A 20098-nucleotide genomic window follows, 5' to 3' on the forward strand; every position below is an offset into this window, starting at 1 on the left:
CTTTTTCTTACTTTTATAAAAAAAGCTATCCTTAATTTTAATATTAAGGCCTTCTAATAAAAGTCTGATGAACAAGAAAAATGTATTTCTTTTTTTCTTCCTGTTTGTGCATATTTATATTTTATGTGCACAGCAGATAATAACAGACAATACTCTACAACCTAATCAACTTATTGAAAACTTGATAGGTGGCGACTGTGCAACAGTAAGTAATATTAGTTCCTCAATAAATGGAAATGTAAATAATATTATAAGTTATGGTGCTTTTGATAGAGGAACATCTAATTTTCCAATTCAAAATGGTATAATACTTTCCACAGGAAGGGTTTCATCTGCAGGAAATACTTACAATTCACAAAATTTAAGTGACGGTGAAATTACTTGGGAGACCGATAGTGATATACAAGATATTCTTGGAATTGATCAAACGCTTAACGCAACTTCCATTGAATTCGATTTTTCTTCTGTAAATAATTTTGTTGCATTTAAATACCTCTTCGCCTCAGACGAATATCAACAAGAATACCCTTGTACATTTAAAGATGTATTTGCAGTTCTTATAAAAAGAGCTGGTACAGCAGACCCATATATTAATATTGCTTTAGTTCCTGAGACCACTGCCGAAATTACAACAAACACAATCCATCAAGATATTAATGGATTCTGTGAAGCGCAAAATGAGACTTATTTTGAAGGTTATAATCTGGGCAATACTAATTTTAATGGTAGTACAACTGTTTTAACTGCTACTACTGATATAATCCCAAATGAAACCTATCATATAAAATTTATAATCGCAGATCACATTGATGAACGTTTCGATTCTGCTGTTTTCATCTCTGCAGAAAGCTTTGGTAATTCTATAGATTTAGGTCCTAACAGAAGTATTTGCGGGAGTGATTTAACCTTAAATGCAGATATTAATAATCCTGACGCAACTTACAATTGGTATTTTAATAGTAATTTAATGACAGGACAAAACAGTCCCACATTAAATGTCAGTCAATCTGGCACCTACAATGTTGAAGTCTCAATCCCATCACTAAGCGGTAGTTGCATCCTTGAAGATTCTATTGAATTAGAAATTATTCCATTTCAACCAGCTGCTCCAATACAAGACATAACTATTTGTGACGATTTACCTAATGATGGTTTGTATGAATTTGATTTTCAACTGTTAAAAAATGATGAAATTTTTGATAACCTTCCTTCTACCAATTACACAATTAGTTATCATTTTTCTCAAGAAGATGCTCAAAACAATAACAATCCTATAATTGCTGTTTATCAAAATACAGAAGAAACTGAGACGATTTATGTTAGGATTGAAAGTTTGAGTGGTGATTGCCTACAAATTGGTAGCTTTAATATTTCAGTACTTTACTCGCCCAACACGGATGACATAATACTTGAAATCTGTAATGGAGAAATAACCGAAATCTTGTTTGCTTCGAGTTTGAATTCTCTAGATTCTCATGTTTCTAATTTTGAATTTGATAGAAACGTTAGTTATTATCTTACTGAAGATGATGCTATTAATGAAATTAGCCCATTGGAAGATTATCCTCCCTTAGACGAGGGAATACCCTTTTTTATTGCAAGGGTTGAGAATATTTTTAGTGGTTGTTACTCTTTGGTGAATATTAATTTTGAGTATCAAGAACCACCAAATTTTAATACTAGATACATAGTAAATAATTGTTTACCCATAGACCATTACGAGTTTACAGATGGAGAATCAATTAATTTTGACTCCAAAGTATACACATACAATTTACAAGAATATAGAGAGCTTTTAGAAAGTGAATTTCCTGGCTTTACATTTAGACTTTTAGATTTTATTCTAGCAGTACCTCCAGTAATTTCGTCTAGTAATCCATCTGTTAATGCAAATTTTGGAGTATCCATTGGTGATTATTGCGAATTTCCTATAGTACTAGAGTTTCATAAAAATCTAATGTATTCTATTCTTGGGGAAGAAGTTGTAATTGAGGAATGTGACGATGGTTCTAATGATGGTATTGTTAATTTCAATCTCGATGACATCTCAGAAACTATAAAAAATGAATACGATATATCTATTGAACTGTATGAAACTGAAGAAGATGCTATAAATAATGAGAATCCTATAGACCGAACTCTACCCTATTCGGTTATTAATACGCAAGACCTATTTATTGAAAGCTCATATCAAGGTTGCAGTTACATCTCTATACTAAAATTAAATGTTCTAGAATCTACGTCATTATCACCACAAATAACCGATGCCTGTGGCTATTTTAATGGAACAGATAATACAACTACTATTTTCTTACAACAGTTTAATGATTTAGTATCCCAAGATGTATTCTCAAATAATATAGAATATTATTTAACCGAAGAAGATGCCATAAATGAAGAAAATGTTTTAGGAGAGACCTTTGCTGTAAATGGAAACACACAACGATTCTATGTAAAAATGAGTGATTTGTTTTTACAATGTCCAGATATTACAACCTTAGATGTCACTATTAACGGTCAAATTGACATAGACATCTTAGAGCCTTTAAAAGGATGTGATGATAACCTAGATGGTTACAAAGATGTAGATTTAGTTAGTCATATTCAAACCCAATTTGCAGATTTCGCAAATTATAACATTTCATATTATTTGTCCTCAGAAGATGCCATTGAAGCCGTTGCAGCCATTAGCAATCCAAGTATGTTCAATACTACTACTGACGAGATTTTTATGAGAATTGAAGAGCCTGGCACAGATTGTTTTGCTATTAATAATTTTGAAATTCAAATTTACTCTAGTCCACAGTTCGGTGATATTTCAAGTTTTACCAGTTGTGAGATAGACATTAATAATCCTTCTGGTTTTATATTTGAAAATAAAGATTTTGAAATTTTGAATGGCCAAACAGGAATGCAGGTTTTATATTTTGAAACCGAAGACAATGCCATTAACAAACAAGATTCAATAGAAAAGAACAGCCCTTATATTGCTAACTCTAATCCTCAAACTATATATGTAAGGTTAGAAAATACAGACGAAGATAGTTGTTATAAAACAGCTCCAATGCAAATTGAAATACGACAAGCACCTGTCTATAATGAGCCTACAGATGTTTTTGAATGTGATATAAATAACACAGGACTTGTAAGCACGAATTTAAATGAAAAAATAACTGAAATTACTAGCAGTTCTTTACAAAATCTAAATATCTCTTTTCACTTAACTCCACTCAATGCTAATTTAGGGACAAATGAATTACCTTTAAATTATACCACCATTAGCAGCTCCCAATTGATTTATTCGCGAATAGAAAACTTCGATTCAGGATGCGTAGAAGTAGCTTCATTTTACATAAATTCATTATCACTCCCAGAAGTGAACTTTAATCAGTCTTTTACGGCATGTTCAGATAATTTTAACACTAATATCCAATGGGATTTAACGCAGTACGAAGTTGAAATTATAGATGGTAGACAGTATAATATTGATTTTACGTATTTCAGATCAGAAGGCGATTTAGAATCTAATATCAATCCTGTTGTTAATCCTGAAAATTATACTAATCTTTCAAATCCTGAAACGGTGTTTGTAAAAGTAAGAAATGCTACTACAAATTGTTACACTTCAGTGCCAGTTGAGCTCATTGTTAATCAACCACCTCCAATTAATCCAATTGAAAACTATCAAATTTGTGAAAACAATGACAACCTCGTTGATTTATCTGAAATTACACAAGTTTTATTTGACGATACTTATAATGTACTTGTGAGTTATCATGCAAATGAGCAAGACGCTAATGAAAACCAAAACGCTTTAAGTTTAGATTACAATTATTCAAGTTCATCAGAAACTCTTTATGTAAGAGCTGAATATAGTACAACACATTGTTTTGGTGTGCATCCTTTTCAATTAGTTGTTAATCCGCTTCCAATTGCTAATCCACCAAATAACTTAATGGCATGTGATGATGATTTTGATGGCTTGCTAGAGTTTGATTTAAACACACAAAATGCAGGTATTCTAAATGGGCAAAATCCAAATGACTTTTCTGTGAGTTATCATAACTCTGAAAATGATGCTATTGAAAATATGTCGCCCTTAAACACTGATTATATATCTTATGACAACGAAATTATTTTCGCTAGAGTTGAAAACAATACTACTGGCTGTTTTGATATTACTCAGTTTTCTGTTGTAGTTAATCCTCTGCCATTAGTTGCTATTGAAGATCAAGTCATTTGTTTAGACAATTTACCCCTTCTGGTCTCTGCAAATACTAATAATTCTGGGGACACGTACTTATGGTCAACAGATGAAACGTCACCAGAAATTGAAATTTATGAAACAGGCACGTATTCCGTAATTATAACCAATCAATTCGGTTGTGAAAATACAAGTACTTTTAATGTTACAGAATCAGAATCTGCAACTATTGATGTTGTAGAAACTATAGATTTTTCTGACCCTAATAATATTACTATCACCGTAAATGGTATTGGTAATTATCTTTATCAACTAAACAATGGTAATATCCAAGAATCTAATGTGTTTGTAAATGTACCTATCGGTTATAACACTGTAACTATTATTGATCAAAATGGTTGTGCTCAAGTTACTCGCGAAGTACTTGTTATTGATGCTCCAAAACATTTTACACCAAATAACGATGGTGATTTTGATACTTGGCATATCGTTGGTGTAGAAATGCTTCCTGGTACTGTCATACAAATCTTTGACCGTTATGGTAAATTCTTAAAAGAATTAAATTCTAACACTTTGGGTTGGGATGGAACCTATAATGGTAATCAGATGCCTTCGGGCGATTACTGGTATGTTGCTACAGTAACTCAAAATGGCAAATCGTTTGAGGTTAAAGGACATTTTGCACTTCGTCGTTAATAAGAACGTCTCAACTTTTTTAACATCTTGTTCCAATATTAGTCTTTGTTAGATATATATCTTTGCTATCCCTTAAAAATGAAAATGAAGAGAACATTCTTGGTTGTTACCCTTTTATTTTCTCTACTGAACTATGCTCAAAATATTTCAGTAGATAGTCAAACATATACTCCACAACAACTTATAGAAGATATACTGATTGATAGTGATTGTATTGAAAATGTAATAGTTACAAATGTTTTAGGTGGTGATTTTAATAATTCAGATCAAAGTTATGGTTATTTCAATGGAGTCGGAACCACATTTCCTTTTGAAAGCGGCATTGTATTAAGTACAGGAAGATTACAAAATGTTCCTGGTCCAAATAATAATCTAAGCGACGATGATGCAACAAATTGGTTAGGAGATACAGATTTGGAAAACGCTCTGAATGAATCAAATACATTTAATGCTACAATCTTAGAATTTGATTTTACCTCAGTAGCATCACAAATCAGTTTTAGATATATTTTTGCTTCAGAAGAGTACCAAGAAAATAATCCCAATAGCTGTAATTTTTCAGATTTATTCGGGTTTTTAATTAGACCTGCTACTGGGCAAAATCAATACGAAAATATTGCCTTAGTACCAGATACCAATATTCCGGTTAAAGCGACAACGGTTACTCCAGGAGTACAAGGCAGTTGTCCTCCACAAAACGAAACTTATTTTGGAAACTATAATGGTACCAATGCTCCTATCAATTTCAATGGACAAACAGCGATTTTAACGGCAACGGCAAACGTAATCCCAAATGAAACCTATCACGTTAAACTCGTTATAGCAGATGAGCAAAATTTCAGGTATGATTCCGCAGTATTCATTGAAGCTGGTAGCTTTAAATTATCTTCTGATTTAGGGCCAAATAGGCTAATTGCAACAGGAAATGCAGCCTGTGAAGGTGAAACTATTACCTTAAATGCATTTCAACAAGGTGCAAGTTATATTTGGTCAAAAAACGGAATTCCTGAAGGTACTATTCCTTGTTTCAATTGTTTTGAATATGAAGTTTCAGAATCTGGAACATACTCTGTTGAAGTATTCTTAGACAACAACTGTATCTCCTATGGAGAAGCAGTAATAGAATATGCTCCTTTACCAGTTGGCTCTGATGCAGTATTAATTGAGTGTGATATTAATAGTGACGGATTAACAACCTATAATTTATTTGATGCTTTAGATGACTTAATTAACGGCAATGATTCCCTTCAAATTCTCGACTTTTATTTAACCGAAGCTGATGCTTTTATTGATAATAATCCTATTACCAATCAAACTAATTTTCAGAATACCTCACCGTTTCAAGTTGTTTATGCTAACATCGTTAATGCCGCAAATTGTTTTGATGTTGTGGAACTAGAATTACAGATATCAAACAACATCTTAACTATTTCTGATTTAGAAGCCTGTGATGGTGATCTGGTGGATGGTTTTGCTAATTTTACGCTAAGCGATATTGAATTAGAGATAGAAAATCAAATTCCAGATGGTGCTTTGATTTCCTATTATGAATCAGAGGAAGATGCTTTTAGTGAATCAAACCAGCTATCCAATAACTACGAAAACACAACTGCTAATTCCCAAACTATATTTGTAAAAGTTGAAAGTAATAACCAATGTTTTAGTATTTCAGCAGTAAATCTTATTGTACTCTATACTCCAGTGTTAGAAGCTGATGAAACTATAATCTATTGTACCAACACATTTCCAGAAGCTATTACACTTTTCGGAGGAGTTCTAAATGATTTACCAAATAATTATTATTACGAGTGGTTATACAATGGTACATCAACAGCAATAAATACTACTTTTAATGATATCAACCAAACTGGCATCTATACAGTAATTGTTACTGACCCAAACGGTTGTTCTTCTAGCAGAACTATAACTGTTAGTCCATCTAGTTCTGCAATTATAGAAAGTATTTCTGTAGAAGGTATTGACCCTAATAATACAATTACTATAAATGTTTCTGGTGATGGAGATTATGAATATGCTATAGATGATATAAATAGTTTGTATCAGGAAAGTAATGTATTCACTAATATTTCTAAAGGATTTCATACAGTCTATGTAAGAGACATCAATGGTTGTGGAGTTACTGAAGAGACAATTTCTGTTTTAGGCTTTCCAAAATTCTTCACACCTAATGGTGATGGTGACAATGACACATGGCAAGTCATTGGTACATCTGCACAATCTAATTTCATTGAAGCTGTTCAAATTTTCAATCGCTACGGAAAATTAATTGCAGAACAGACACCACAAAGTAGTGGTTGGGATGGCAATCTGAATGGCAGTAAATTACCAAGTGACGATTATTGGTTTATTGCTAAGCTCTCGGATGGTAGAACTTATAGTGGACATTTTGCTCTAAAACGTTGATTGATTTACATTATTCTTTATCGTAACTTTGCTTTATGCGATTTAAAATTGAATCAGAGTTTAAACCTACAGGAGATCAACCTGAAGCTATTAAGCAATTAGCTAAGGGTATTGAAAGTAAAGAAAAGTATCAAACACTTTTAGGTGTAACAGGTTCTGGGAAAACCTTTACAGTTGCCAATGTAATAGAAGAAGTGCAACGACCAACTTTGGTTTTGGCACATAACAAAACTTTAGCAGCTCAATTATATTCTGAGTTTAAGCAATTTTTTCCAGAGAACGCAGTAGAATATTTCGTATCCTACTACGATTACTACCAACCTGAAGCATATATTCCCGTTTCTGGAGTATATATAGAGAAAGATTTATCTATAAACGAGGAAATTGAGAAGATGCGACTTAGCACCACCTCTTCTCTATTATCTGGAAGACGCGATGTTATTGTTGTAGCTTCGGTATCGTGTTTATATGGTATTGGAAATCCTGTTGAGTTTCAAAAAAATGTAATAACTATAGAAAGAGACCAAGTTATTTCTCGCACTAAACTATTACATCAATTAGTGCAAAGTTTATATTCTAGAACTGAAGCCGAATTTAAAAATGGAAACTTTAGAATAAAAGGTGATACAGTAGATGTATTTCCTGGTTACTCAGATAACGCTTTTAGAATTCATTTTTTTGGAGATGAAATTGAAGAAATCGAAGCTTTTGATGCCAGAACCAATGAAATCATTGAGCGTTATGACTGTTTGAATATTTATCCTGCCAACATGTTTGTGACATCACCAGATGTACTGAATGGTGCGATAAAAGATATTCAAGATGATTTAGTAAAGCAACATGACTATTTTAAAGAAATAGGTAAGCACCTTGAAGCTAAACGCCTAAAAGAGCGAACAGAATTTGATTTAGAAATGATACGTGAGTTGGGCTATTGTTCTGGGATTGAAAACTATTCCAGATATTTGGATGGAAGAGCTCCAGGAACAAGACCATTCTGTTTACTAGATTATTTCCCTGATGATTACTTAATGGTTGTGGATGAGAGCCATGTTACCATTTCTCAAGTTCATGCTATGTATGGCGGTGATAGAAGTCGTAAAGTAAATTTAGTAGATTATGGTTTCCGATTACCAGCTGCTATGGACAACAGGCCATTAAAATTTGAAGAATTTGAAGCACTTCAGAATCAAGTGATTTATGTGAGTGCAACTCCTGCGGATTACGAAATGGAAAAAACTGGTGGAGTTTATGTAGAACAAGTGATTCGTCCGACTGGTTTGTTAGACCCAGTTATTGAAGTTAGACCGAGCTTAAATCAGATAGATAATTTAATCGAAGAAATTCAAGATCGTGTAGAAAAAGATGAGCGAACTTTAGTAACCACATTGACAAAACGAATGGCTGAGGAATTGGTAAAATACTTAACCCGAATCTCCATCCGTTGTCGATACATTCATAGCGATGTGGACACTCTAGAGCGTGTTGAAATAATGCAAGATTTACGAAAAGGTATTTTTGATGTTTTGGTTGGTGTTAATCTACTACGTGAAGGTTTGGATTTACCTGAGGTATCTTTAGTTGCCATACTAGATGCAGACAAAGAAGGTTTTTTGCGATCTAACCGTTCGTTGACACAAACTGTTGGTAGAGCGGCTAGACATCTAAATGGTAAAGCCATTATGTATGCAGATAAAATCACCAAAAGCATGCAAAAAACTATTGATGAAACTGAATATCGTCGAGAAAAACAAATTGCCTACAATACTAAGCATAATCTTAAACCAAAAGCCTTAAACAAAAGTTTAGACAGTGCCTTAGCAAAAAATTCCGTGAGCACTTACCGGACAGAACTTGATGCAAAAATTGCCGCTGAGCCAGAAAGCGAATATTTGAATAAAAGTCAACTCGAAAAGAAAATAAGAGAAAAACGGAAGCAAATGGAGTTAGCTGCAAAAGCCTTAGACTTTATGGAAGCAGCACGTTTTAGAGATGAGATTACTGCGTATCAGAGTAAGTTAGAAAAGTTGAAAGTGAAATAAGTTATGTCTTTTGTCCCCTTGAGGGGACTTTAGGGGTGTTTTAAATGGAATTTTCTGAAATTCAAAAGATTCCGATATCCATCGGAATAAGTTTGACTTACAAACTTTAGTGCGCCTTTCGGCTTTTAAAATTTGAGTCTCACTTAGTTATACTGAACTTTAAAAATATCAATTAAAAAATCTGGTGGTACAATTTTATTGGGAAAGCTGTCCATTAGATCCAATACTCTATTAATAGATTCATGACTTAATCCCATTCGTAAACCAAAGTTGTGAATTTTCACTAATTGTTTAGGAGATATCTTATGGTCTAAATTCATCAATAGAACTAGTCTATGAAACTGGACTATACGCTCACTATGCGATTTTAAATGCACATAAGTTACAGGGTGCTCAAACAAATATTCAAAATCTTCTTTAGATATATCTAATTGTTTAGCAATACTAAATAAGAAATTGTATTCAATGGATCTTATATTTTCATCTGTTTGTGCAAATGCTATCATTTCGGATAACAAGCTCAATTTTTCAGCACGGTTAATCATGTCTTCGAGGGGATTATATTATGATGTAAAGTTAACTAGGTACATTATTTTATTGTCGTTGATATCTTGTATCTTGTCGAAAAATTCCTAGTACTTAGTCGATTTTTTTAAACGTTTATCATTTTAAAACAGCAATTATAGCATGAGATTGAAGTATATTTACTTGATACTTACAATATTAATTTTAAACAAATTAGACGCGCAAAGCACTGCATCTAAACAAGTTACAAAATTTAACATCGCAGCACCACAGTTAGATACAGTGAAAACCATTTGGGTGTATTTACCTAAAGATTACCAAAATTCTGAAAAATCCTATCCTGTTATTTATATGCACGATGCTCAAAATTTATTCGATGCTGAAACTTCATATGTTGGAGAATGGCAAATAGATGAATATATGGATGCATTAAACGAAAATGAAAGTATTATTATTGGTATTGAACATGGAAATGAAAAACGAATTGATGAGCTTACTCCGTATATACATGAAAAGTATGGAGGCGGAAAAGGTGAAGATTATTTAACTTTCATTAAAAACACATTGAAACCTCTCATTGATGTTACTTATAAGACAAAACCAGAGGCAGAGAATACAACCATATTTGGATCGTCTTTAGGTGGATTAATTTCATTTTATGCTGTCATTAAATATCCTGAAACTTTTGGCAATGCAGGAGTATTTTCGCCAGCATTCTGGATTAATCCTGAAATTTTTGATTTAGTTAAATCAACAGAAATACCAGAGTCATCTAAATTTTATTTTTTAGCTGGTACAGATGAAGGAGAAACTATGATTCCTAAATTAGAACAAATGATGAATTTATTAATTATTAATGGAGTAACAGATAGTCAGTGGAAAGGCAAAACTGTTAAAGGAGGCAAGCATAACGAACAACTTTGGGCTGAAAATTTTGGAGAAGCATATCAATATCTAACGACTAAACAATAAAACATGACAAATAACGACATATTCAAAAAACTAAGAGTAGCTCATAAATTAAGAGATGATGATATTATAAAAATATTAGCCTTGGTTGACTTTCGAATTTCAAAAAGTGAAATCAATGCATTCTTTAGAAAAGAAGATCATCCTAAATATATGAAATGTGGTGACCAAATCCTTCGAAATTTTCTCAATGGATTGATTATTCATTTGAGAGGTCCTATGCCAAAAAAAGGGGATTCTAATAAGTCTAAACAAAAAAAGAGCAACATATAATGTTGCCCTTTTTAATTAATAATCAAAAAGTATCTAATTAGATTTTACCATCTTAACTGGTACTTTGAATGATTTTTTGTAACCTAAAGTTTCATTAGATACCTTCTTGTAGTTCAAACGGCTCTTGATATACTTTTCTACTCTTGTATTATCAGTCTCTACAGATAATACAACAATTTCATTGTCATCATTAATGAAAATATCAACAACGGCATCTACTTCTTGGTTTAATTGAAAATCTGGGTTTTTCAATAATTCTCCTACTGTTTTACTAATGGAGGTTGGCTCATCATTTTTGATCGGATTTGTGCTAGCTGAAAGCACACTACTAAACGTAATTGCTACGACTAGTACTAACATTTTTAATGTTTTCATAATTATTCGTTTTTATAAGATTGATACTTAAAAGACGTCTAATTTCTTTGACAGTTACAGTTCTTAACACTGTTTAACATTGATTAGCAGATAATTAACACTTGTAGCAAATAAAAAATGCGCCTAAAAAGGCGCATTTAATAAATATATTGAAATCTTAAACTCTTATGAAAGAACTGCTTGTACTTTATCAGCAGCTTCTTGAAATTCAGTTGCACTAAGCACGTCTAAACCAGAATTGTCAATTAAGTCTTTAGCAATATCTGCATTAGTTCCTTGTAAACGAACAATAATTGGTACAGTAATATTACCCATATTTTTATAAGCATCAATTACACCTTGTGCTACTCTATCGCAACGTACAATACCACCAAAAATGTTTATTAGAATAGCTTTCACAGCAGGATCTTTCAATATGATTTTAAAAGCAGCTTCTACTCTTGCAGCATCAGCTGTACCACCAACATCTAAGAAATTTGCTGGCTCACCACCTGCTTGCTTTATCAAATCCATTGTTGCCATTGCTAAACCAGCACCATTTACCATACAACCAACGTTTCCGTCTAGATCTACATAGTTAAGTCCTAAAGCTCCTGCTTCAACCTCTATTGGATTCTCTTCACGTAAATCTCGCATTTCAGCCAAATCTCTGTGTCTATACAATGCATTGTCATCTAAAGTTACTTTAGAATCTACAGCCATAATTTTATCATCACTAGTCTTTAAAACCGGATTGATTTCAAATAAAGATGCATCAGATTTAACGTAAGCAGTATATAATGCAGATACAAATTTTGTCATTTCTTTAAATGCAGTACCAGATAAACCTAAGTTAAATGCTACACGACGTGCCTGGAAACCAAGTAATCCTAATGCAGGATCAACTTCTTCAGTAAATATTAAATGTGGAGTTTCCTCAGCCACAGTTTCAATATCCATTCCACCTTCAGTAGAATACATAATCATATTTTTACCTGTACCTCTATTTAAAAGCACAGACATATAATATTCTTCAGGTTCGTTATCACCAGGATAATAAACATCTTCAGCAACTAATACTTGATGAACTTTTTTTCCCTCAGCAGAGGTTTGGGGTGTTACTAAATTCATTCCGATGATGTTTCCGGCAATTTCTTCAACTTCCTGAAGGTTTTTAGCCAGTTTTACTCCACCTCCTTTTCCACGTCCACCTGCATGAACTTGGGCTTTTATAACATGCCAACCTGTACCAGTTTCAGCTGTTAATTGTTTAGCTGCATCTACAGCTGCTTTAGCACTTTGAGCTACAATACCACGTTGGATACGCACACCAAAACTGCTTAATAATTCTTTTCCTTGATATTCGTGTAAATTCATTTGTGATCAGAAATTTATTGGTGGCACAAAAATAAGCATACTAAAACGTTTTTGCCAATAGTTTTGATATTCCTTGTCTATTATTTTAATCTTTTAAACGCTTTATCACTGAAAACGCTTTGTCCACTAAGTCGTCTTCAACAACTATCGTAAATTCATTAGTTGTAGAAACGACTTCATATAAGGTGATTTTTTCCCAAGCTAGTCGTTTAAAAATTTGATAATATAAACCAGCAATTTTCGAATTGCCTTTAGGCAAATAAATACTGATGGCCGATAAATTATCTTGTAGACCTATTTGTATTTCATTTTTAAATACTTTTAAAATACTATCTTTTTCGGAAGTTGAAATGATAATATTACTCTCAAACATACCACGAGTAAAAGCATAAAAAATTTGTTGGTTAGCACTTATTTTTTCTAAAACTTGTGCATGACTATTTATCAAGGTCTTAGAGTTTTGAAACGTAAAATCACTTAAATTTGAACGTACTGTAATATCTCCAAGATTTTTAAAGACCTTTTTTAATCGACCAGAATTCTCAAGAGTCAATGGTTGCTGATAGCGACGCAAAGCCATCATTATAGCACCATCTTTTACAGGTTTTCTTAGCATTTCAGAAATTGGGAAATTTAAATCTTTTGCTAAAGCAGAAAAATTAATAATTTCTCGAGATAAACCCTCTTCTAAGAAAGGGCTTGACTTTATTATTTCCTCTACACAAGATGTTATTGTTTTCAAATTGTTAATTATTTAACATTATGTGTAAAAATAGCAATATTTTTTAATTTTTATGCTTTTAATACTTATTACATATACATTTGACCATTACTATTATTAATACCTAAGATTTCAAACGAATGAATAAAAATACCTTATTAAAGATTGCTAAAGATTTTGGAAGCCCTATTTATGTTTACGATACAGAAACAATTACTAATCAATACAAACGTTTAACAAAAGCATTTGGTAAGGTTAAACATTTAAAACTTAACTACGCCGTTAAGGCACTTTCAAATATCTCTATTCTTAAATTATTTAATTCACTCGGTTCTGGTATAGATACAGTTTCAATACAAGAAGTTCAACTAGGCCTAAAAGCCGGTTTTAAACCAGAGAATATCATTTTTACTCCTAATGGTGTATCACTTGAAGAAATTGAAAAAGTTTCAAAATTAGGAGTTCAGATTAATATTGATAACCTTTCAATATTAGAACAGTTTGGAACAAAGCATCCTAATATTCCTGTTTGTATACGAATCAATCCTCATGTAATGGCAGGTGGAAATACCAATATCTCTGTTGGACATATAGATAGCAAGTTTGGAATTTCGATTCATCAAATCCCACTATTACTCCGTATCGTTGAAAATACTAAGATGAATATTAACGGTATTCACATGCATACTGGTAGTGATATTTTAGATATTGATGTGTTCCTTTATGCAAGTGAAATATTATTTGAAACGGCAAAAAACTTTAAAAATCTTGAATTTATTGATTTCGGATCTGGTTTTAAAGTTCCTTATAAAAAGGGTGATATTGAAACAAATATTGAAGAATTAGGTGACAAATTATCAAAACGCTTTAATGAATTCTGCAAAGAGTACGGAAAAGATTTAACCTTGGCTTTTGAGCCTGGTAAATTCTTAGTAAGTGAAGCTGGTGTCTTTTTAGCAAAAGTAAATGTGGTAAAACAAACAACATCAACAGTTTTTGCTCAAATTGATTCTGGTTTTAACCATTTAATTCGACCAATGTTATATGGTTCACAACACGATATTGTAAATATTTCTAATCCTAAAGGAAGAGAACGTTTTTACTCAGTAGTGGGCTACATCTGCGAAACTGATACCTTTGCCAATAATAGACGTATTTCTGAAATAAATGAAGGAGATATACTTTGCTTTAAAAATGCTGGAGCCTATTGTTACTCCATGGCAAGCAATTACAACTCGCGTTACAGACCAGCAGAAGTATTGATTTATAAAGGCAATGCCCATCTTATAAGAAAACGAGAAACTTTTGAGGACATTATCAATAATCAAGTTGAGATAGCCATTTAAAGATTAAAAGTGTTACTAATAACAGTAACACTTTTTTTTATATCTTTAACATTCCCCTAAGTCTTTTTAAATATGACTACATCAAAGACTTATGACTAAAACCATCGTTACAATTTTTGCCCTGTGCCTGTCTGTATGCACAATTTTCTCACAAACTAAAGTTCCCAGTCCTGAAGACTTAAAAACTGTTTCAATAGATTCCAGTTTATCATGGATGCGTAACAATGCGTATACAGGTAAAGATTTGGATAATTTTCATGCTATTGGCTTACAAACTCTAAAACGTAGCCAGCAAGAATCTGATATCAGAACCATTGCCGAAGTACATGAAGAAATCGCCAATTGGCACAGTTATAATGGCACTTTTCCAGGAGATTCAATTGTTTATCATGCCAATAAAGCATTAGACTATTATATTAAACTTGATGATAAAAAGAAAATAGCAGATACCTACAGGACTTTATCAATAGATTATATTAATATACGTGAGTTAGATAAGTCACAAGATGTCTTATTCAAAGCTATTTTACTTTATGAAGAATTAGAGGATGAGGCAGGTTTAGGTAGAGCGTACAGAACTCTTGGCGCACTTTATCAAGTCATGGAAGACTATGAAAAATCTGTAGAGTATCTTAATAAAGCAGTCCCTATTCTAGAAAAAGCAGAAAATTTTGCTGGTGTGGCCATTGCTCAATTTAGCCTTATTCAAAGTTATGGTGAATTGGGTGAATTTGAAAAGGCCTATAAAGCGGCCGATTACTGCTTAGAAACTGTAAGAAAGAAAGTTCCTGAGGAAACCTTTATTTTAGTAAGAGGGCATTCCTATAGAGGTGAAGTATATCTAAAGGAAAAAAAATATGACGAAGCATTAGACGATTTTATAAAAGCATGGAAAATATGTTCCGCAAAAATTGGTGAAGAACGCTGCGCTACCTACGAAACAGAAATTGGTAAAGTCTATTTGTTACAAAATAATTATGAGAAAGCTTTAAAACATTTACTTGCTGGTGTAAAAGAATACGAAAAAAAAGGAACTACTACATTAGTCACTCAATATGAAGATTTAGCACTATGCTATGAAAAGCTGGGTGATTTAAAAAATGCTTTATTCTATAAAAACATAGCTCATACTAACAAAGTAAATGACCTAGAAGGCACCATTGAAAATCTTGAAGAAGAAACCATAGTTAAGTATGAAACTGGTAAAAAAGATGAAGCTTTAGCGAGCCAAGCTTCTTTAATAGCACAAAAAACAAAAACACAAAATTTGATTATTGCAGTTGCCGCATTATTAGGTTTACTATTACTCTCACTACTCTACTTCTTCAATAAAAACAAAGAAGCAACTAAAATCATCCGCGCTAAAAATGCTGAAAATGAATTACTGCTAAAAGAAATCCATCATCGTGTTAAGAACAATCTCGAAATGGTTAAAAGTTTGATTGCCTTACAATCTGCACAAATTGAGGACTCTGCAACTAAAGATGCCATGATAGCAAGTCAAAATCGTGTACAATCGATGGGCATCATTCATCAAAAATTATATCAAGGTGAAAACTTAGGAAGTATAGAAATGAAAGATTATTTCTTAAACCTCAGCGAAGGTATATTGGATACATTTAATGCTGAAGATAAAGTAAAGATAGAATGTGCTATGGACAATCTAGATTTAGATGTAGACACTGCCGTCCCTATTGGTCTCATTGTGAATGAGCTTCTTACAAATGCTTTGAAATATGCTTTCCCAGAACATAAAAAAGGTGAAATTTCTATCAGTTTAGAAAAAACCGAAAACAATCATTTGAAATTAAAAGTATCTGATAATGGCGTTGGTAAAGTTAAAGGTATTGCGCCAAAAGGCACAGGATTTGGTTCTCAACTCGTTCGACTTTTAACTCAGCAACTCAACGGTAAAATGACTGAACGTTCTGAGCAAGGTACTTTAATTGAATTTGACTTTTTAATAGACACTGCTGCTTAATGAGTGAACAAATTAAAATACTCATTGTTGAAGATGAAATGATTATTGGTGCCAATATTTCGCTTCAGCTAACAGAATTAGGTTATGAGGTTACGGGAATTATTCCTCGAGGCGAAGAAGCTTTAAAGCATATAGAGAATAATCCACCAGACATTCTACTTTTAGATATTAATCTAAAGGGCAATCTTGATGGCATTGAAACTGCAGAAAATATGCAGAAAAATCATAATATTCCTATCATATATTTGACTGCCAATACGGATGATGCTCACTTTAATAGAGCAAAAAAAACTCATCCTTATGGATTTATATCCAAACCTTATAAAAAGCTTGATTTACAACGCACTATAGAATTAGCCCTTACTCAGATTGCGCTAAAAAATGAAGAAGATGGCGTACTGCACAACACGGAATCTCTGGTTCTTATCGACAGTATTTTTGTAAGACACAACAATTCAATGGTTAAAGTCGATATTAATGATATTCTATACATCGAAGCAGAGCGCAACTATTGTCGTATCTATTCCAAGAACAAAGAGTATCTTTTGGTAATGACTTTAAAAGACATGGATGAAAAGTTGCCGCGAAAACACTTTTTACGTGTGCATCGATCATATATTATCAGTATCTCAAAAATTAGCGAGATAGCTAAAAGCCATATCGTTATTGGTAAAAAAGCAATTCCAATAAGTAAATCCTTAAAGGACGAATTGCTGAATCGCTTACAAACAATTTAATCATCTTCACTTCATAAATTTATTGGATAAGTAAATATTAACGTTCGGGTAATAGAATAGCCGTTTCGTCCTAGCTTGTTTTTATTTCATATTAATTGTCAGTTACTTGAATGGGAATTCAAAAATTGAATTCATTTATCATTAACCAATTAAAGCTATTAATTATGAAGATTTTAAAAACAATTTTATGTGTAGCATGTTTTGCAGTATTGCTGCCAACAACAATGCAAGCTCAAGAAGCTGAAAGTGACATTATGGAACTCACTGAGTACACTATTAAATTTGGTGAAAACTCAAAGTTTACTGAAGGTGTAAAGAAATGGAAAAAGTGTTATAAAGACAATAACGGCACTGGCACTTGGAATACATGGCACAGACTACAAGGTAAAGGAAATGTATATGTAGTATCAAACCGATTTGAAAATTGGGCTGAAATGGATGAAAGTGATGCAGCCGGAAAAGCATGTGGCGCAGTGGCATTAGAATTCATTTTACCTCATATTGAAAGTACTGAAGTAAATATGACAAGGTCTATACCTGAGTTTAGTCGTAAAGAAGGTTTAGGTGATAATACTGTTGTTTGGGTTACCAGCTTTAAAGTGAATGACGACAAGGCTTTTAACGAAGCTGTAGATGAGATGAGTTCTGCCATTAGTAAAAAAGAAGGAGACAAAAGAGGTTATTGGTACCGTTATATGGGTGGAGAAGCTGGAGATTATTTTGTTTCTACACCTTTTAAAGATTTTGCTGATTTAGACACTGATAGAGAAAGTATATGGAAACTTTATGAGGGAGCAAATGGCAAAACTAAAACTGAAGCCTTACGTCAAAAATTTAAAGATGTAATTGATGAGCAATGGAGCTATACTTACACATTAGAGTCAGAACTAAGTATGAATTAGAATCATTCTTAGTCTGGAATTATTAACCCTAGAGGTTTTAGAAAGCACTATCATTATTATATCATAACAACTAGTGAAAGATTAATAAGATAGTGCTTCTTTTTTTAGCAAAACGCTCAGCAACTTTATTCATACCACTATCATGTCAAAATTAAAATCGAGTCTTAAGTTTAAACGTAGCTTAACATCGAGCGCATTATCACGTTACTTTTCATTTTCGGCATTATACATAGCACAAGGTATACCTGAAGGCATTACATTTTTTGCTATACCAGCTTGGTTAGCTGTGAATGGTAGATCGCCTTTAGAAATAGCTTCTTTTGTTGGAATCATTATTATTCCATGGAGTTTTAAAATATTGGTTGCTCCTTTAATGGATCGTTTTACTTACTTAGCCATGGGGAGAAAAAGACCTTGGGTCATTTTTGGTCAATTAGGTTTAATTATCAGCTTTTTAAGCATCGGATTTGTTCCAGACCCAAAACAAAATTTAGTTGGACTCAGTATCGTAGGATTCATGATTAGTTTTTTTGGAGCCTTTCAAGATGTTGCTACAGATGGTATGGCAGTCGATGTTATTCCTGTAGATGAACAGGCACGTGCTAATGGTCTTATGTGGGGAACGAAAATAATCGGGACGTCATTGTCGCTTGTTATAGGAACAACACTAATAAATAAGATAGGATTTACAGCTGCCATTTCATCTCTATCCATAGCTGTTGCCTTAATCATGATAGTTCCAATTTATTTCACTGAGAGACCTGGAGAAAAAAATATGCCCTGGAGTAAAGGACAAGCTAACAAGGCGTCAAAAGGAGCACAGCTAAGAAGCTGGTCTCAAATCTTAAGAAGTCTTTATAGGGTTCTAAAACTAAAGTCGAGTATTGTTTTTGGTATTGCTTCATTTATCATTGGTATTATGTTCGGCTTTATGGATACATTATTTCCTATTTTTTCAGTTCAAGAGCTAGGTTGGACCAATACCTATTTCTCTCAAGTGTTTTCAATTTCTAATATTGTAGCTGGAGTTTTAGGAATGTCAATTGGTGGTTATCTAGTAGACTATTTTGGTAAAATGAAGATGCTTGTATCTTATCTTGCCATTATTGCTGTTTTAATAGGTTTATTCGCTTTCGCTTCTAATCTTTGGAGCAATGTTATCTTTATTTATACTTTTATAGTCTCCTATTACATCTTTTATACATTTTTAAGTATAGCCACATTTGCTGCATCCATGAACCTTTGCTGGAAAACCGTTGCAGCAACTCAATTTACTTTTTATATGGCGCTATCTAATATGGGTCGTGCTTCTGGATCTACTTTGCTTGGTATCCTTAAAACTCATTTTAGCTGGGAATATGTTTTCTTATTCATTACACTCTCACCTATTTTAATGATTGTCCTAATGCGATTTGTGAATTTTGATAGACATAGAAAAAAAGTAGAGAGCTTTACTGTATTAGATAAGGTTTTATTGAAACCTCAAGTCATTAAGGATTAATTATATAATAAAAAAACAGGCACTATATAAAGATAGAACCAGTAAT

14 protein-coding genes are annotated in these 20098 nt (G+C 32.7%); 10 read left to right on the plus strand and 4 right to left on the minus strand.

Annotation, left to right across the window (positions count from 1 at the left end; genetic code table 11):
* Window positions 1–67 precede the first annotated feature (67 nt).
* The 3 genes from Q0822_RS12155 (at window position 68) to uvrB (ending at window position 9366) form a co-directional block, all read left to right on the plus strand.
* Window positions 68–4900, plus strand: a complete 4833-nt coding sequence (locus tag Q0822_RS12155) for a choice-of-anchor L domain-containing protein (RefSeq protein WP_299123982.1) — start codon at window positions 68–70, stop codon at window positions 4898–4900.
* 84 nt (window positions 4901–4984) lie between these two features.
* Window positions 4985–7324 (plus strand): choice-of-anchor L domain-containing protein, encoded by a 2340-nt coding sequence (locus Q0822_RS12160; protein ID WP_299123985.1) that lies wholly within the window; start codon window positions 4985–4987, stop codon window positions 7322–7324.
* A gap of 35 nt (window positions 7325–7359) precedes the next feature.
* Window positions 7360–9366, plus strand: a complete 2007-nt coding sequence (gene uvrB / locus Q0822_RS12165) for an excinuclease ABC subunit UvrB (RefSeq protein WP_299123987.1) — start codon at window positions 7360–7362, stop codon at window positions 9364–9366.
* Window positions 9367–9509: 143 nt separating this feature from the next.
* On the opposite strand, the gene Q0822_RS12170 is transcribed toward uvrB, so the two are convergent.
* Window positions 9510–9911 carry a TerB family tellurite resistance protein gene (locus Q0822_RS12170; protein ID WP_299123989.1) on the minus strand — a complete coding sequence of 134 codons (402 nt, stop codon included), beginning with the start codon at window positions 9909–9911 and terminating at the stop codon, window positions 9510–9512.
* Window positions 9912–10053: 142 nt separating this feature from the next.
* Between Q0822_RS12170 and Q0822_RS12175 the strand changes: the two genes are divergently transcribed.
* Together Q0822_RS12175 and Q0822_RS12180 are read left to right on the plus strand one after the other, a co-directional pair.
* Window positions 10054–10863, plus strand: coding sequence for an alpha/beta hydrolase-fold protein (locus Q0822_RS12175; protein WP_299123991.1), 810 nt, complete (start codon window positions 10054–10056; stop codon window positions 10861–10863).
* Window positions 10864–10866: 3 nt separating this feature from the next.
* Complete coding sequence (locus tag Q0822_RS12180; protein ID WP_299123993.1) at window positions 10867–11133, plus strand: DUF1456 family protein; 267 nt, start codon at window positions 10867–10869, stop codon at window positions 11131–11133.
* 33 nt (window positions 11134–11166) lie between these two features.
* Here Q0822_RS12180 and Q0822_RS12185 read toward each other — a convergent pair whose 3' ends face one another.
* From Q0822_RS12185 to Q0822_RS12195, 3 genes are all read right to left on the minus strand, one after another.
* On the minus strand, window positions 11167–11508 hold the full coding sequence (locus tag Q0822_RS12185; protein WP_299123995.1) for a hypothetical protein: 342 nt from the start codon (window positions 11506–11508) through the stop codon (window positions 11167–11169).
* Window positions 11509–11673: 165 nt separating this feature from the next.
* Window positions 11674–12864 carry an ADP-forming succinate--CoA ligase subunit beta gene (gene sucC / locus Q0822_RS12190; RefSeq protein ID WP_299123998.1) on the minus strand — a complete coding sequence of 397 codons (1191 nt, stop codon included), beginning with the start codon at window positions 12862–12864 and terminating at the stop codon, window positions 11674–11676.
* 85 nt (window positions 12865–12949) lie between these two features.
* Window positions 12950–13606, minus strand: coding sequence for a hypothetical protein (locus tag Q0822_RS12195; protein WP_299124000.1), 657 nt, complete (start codon window positions 13604–13606; stop codon window positions 12950–12952).
* Window positions 13607–13725: 119 nt separating this feature from the next.
* On the opposite strand from Q0822_RS12195, the gene lysA reads away from it, so the two are divergent.
* The 5 genes from lysA (at window position 13726) to Q0822_RS12220 (ending at window position 20052) form a co-directional block, all read left to right on the plus strand.
* The gene (gene lysA / locus Q0822_RS12200) at window positions 13726–14931 is read left to right on the plus strand and encodes a diaminopimelate decarboxylase (RefSeq protein WP_299124002.1); all 1206 of its coding nucleotides are present in this window, start codon (window positions 13726–13728) and stop codon (window positions 14929–14931) included.
* A 91-nt stretch (window positions 14932–15022) separates the two neighbouring features.
* Window positions 15023–16912 (plus strand): histidine kinase dimerization/phosphoacceptor domain -containing protein, encoded by a 1890-nt coding sequence (locus Q0822_RS12205; RefSeq protein WP_299124003.1) that lies wholly within the window; start codon window positions 15023–15025, stop codon window positions 16910–16912.
* Entirely contained in the window at window positions 16912–17649 is a 738-nt protein-coding gene (locus Q0822_RS12210) for a LytTR family transcriptional regulator DNA-binding domain-containing protein (protein ID WP_299124005.1), read from the plus strand. Before Q0822_RS12205 ends, Q0822_RS12210 begins: the two co-directional genes overlap by 1 nt.
* 164 nt (window positions 17650–17813) lie before the next feature.
* Window positions 17814–18551, plus strand: a complete 738-nt coding sequence (locus tag Q0822_RS12215; RefSeq protein WP_299124007.1) for a hypothetical protein — start codon at window positions 17814–17816, stop codon at window positions 18549–18551.
* 142 nt (window positions 18552–18693) lie between these two features.
* The gene (locus Q0822_RS12220; protein WP_299124008.1) at window positions 18694–20052 is read left to right on the plus strand and encodes an MFS transporter; all 1359 of its coding nucleotides are present in this window, start codon (window positions 18694–18696) and stop codon (window positions 20050–20052) included.
* Window positions 20053–20098: the final 46 nt, after the last annotated feature.

The organism is uncultured Winogradskyella sp., assembly GCF_947496485.1.
Classification (GTDB): domain Bacteria; phylum Bacteroidota; class Bacteroidia; order Flavobacteriales; family Flavobacteriaceae; genus Winogradskyella.

Excerpts from the sequence above, each read along its gene's own strand:
- Q0822_RS12155 (WP_299123982.1), top strand. The coding sequence starts at position 68 with ATGAACAAGAAAAATGTATTTCTTTTTTTCTTCCTGTTTGTGCATATT.
- Q0822_RS12160 (WP_299123985.1), top strand. The coding sequence starts at position 4,985 with ATGAAGAGAACATTCTTGGTTGTTACCCTTTTATTTTCTCTACTGAAC.
- uvrB (WP_299123987.1), top strand. The coding sequence starts at position 7,360 with ATGCGATTTAAAATTGAATCAGAGTTTAAACCTACAGGAGATCAACCT.
- Q0822_RS12170 (WP_299123989.1), bottom strand. The coding sequence starts at position 9,911 with ATGATTAACCGTGCTGAAAAATTGAGCTTGTTATCCGAAATGATAGCA.
- Q0822_RS12175 (WP_299123991.1), top strand. The coding sequence starts at position 10,054 with ATGAGATTGAAGTATATTTACTTGATACTTACAATATTAATTTTAAAC.
- Q0822_RS12180 (WP_299123993.1), top strand. The coding sequence starts at position 10,867 with ATGACAAATAACGACATATTCAAAAAACTAAGAGTAGCTCATAAATTA.
- Q0822_RS12185 (WP_299123995.1), bottom strand. The coding sequence starts at position 11,508 with ATGAAAACATTAAAAATGTTAGTACTAGTCGTAGCAATTACGTTTAGT.
- sucC (WP_299123998.1), bottom strand. The coding sequence starts at position 12,864 with ATGAATTTACACGAATATCAAGGAAAAGAATTATTAAGCAGTTTTGGT.
- lysA (WP_299124002.1), top strand. The coding sequence starts at position 13,726 with ATGAATAAAAATACCTTATTAAAGATTGCTAAAGATTTTGGAAGCCCT.
- Q0822_RS12205 (WP_299124003.1), top strand. The coding sequence starts at position 15,023 with ATGACTAAAACCATCGTTACAATTTTTGCCCTGTGCCTGTCTGTATGC.
- Q0822_RS12210 (WP_299124005.1), top strand. The coding sequence starts at position 16,912 with ATGAGTGAACAAATTAAAATACTCATTGTTGAAGATGAAATGATTATT.
- Q0822_RS12215 (WP_299124007.1), top strand. The coding sequence starts at position 17,814 with ATGAAGATTTTAAAAACAATTTTATGTGTAGCATGTTTTGCAGTATTG.
- Q0822_RS12220 (WP_299124008.1), top strand. The coding sequence starts at position 18,694 with ATGTCAAAATTAAAATCGAGTCTTAAGTTTAAACGTAGCTTAACATCG.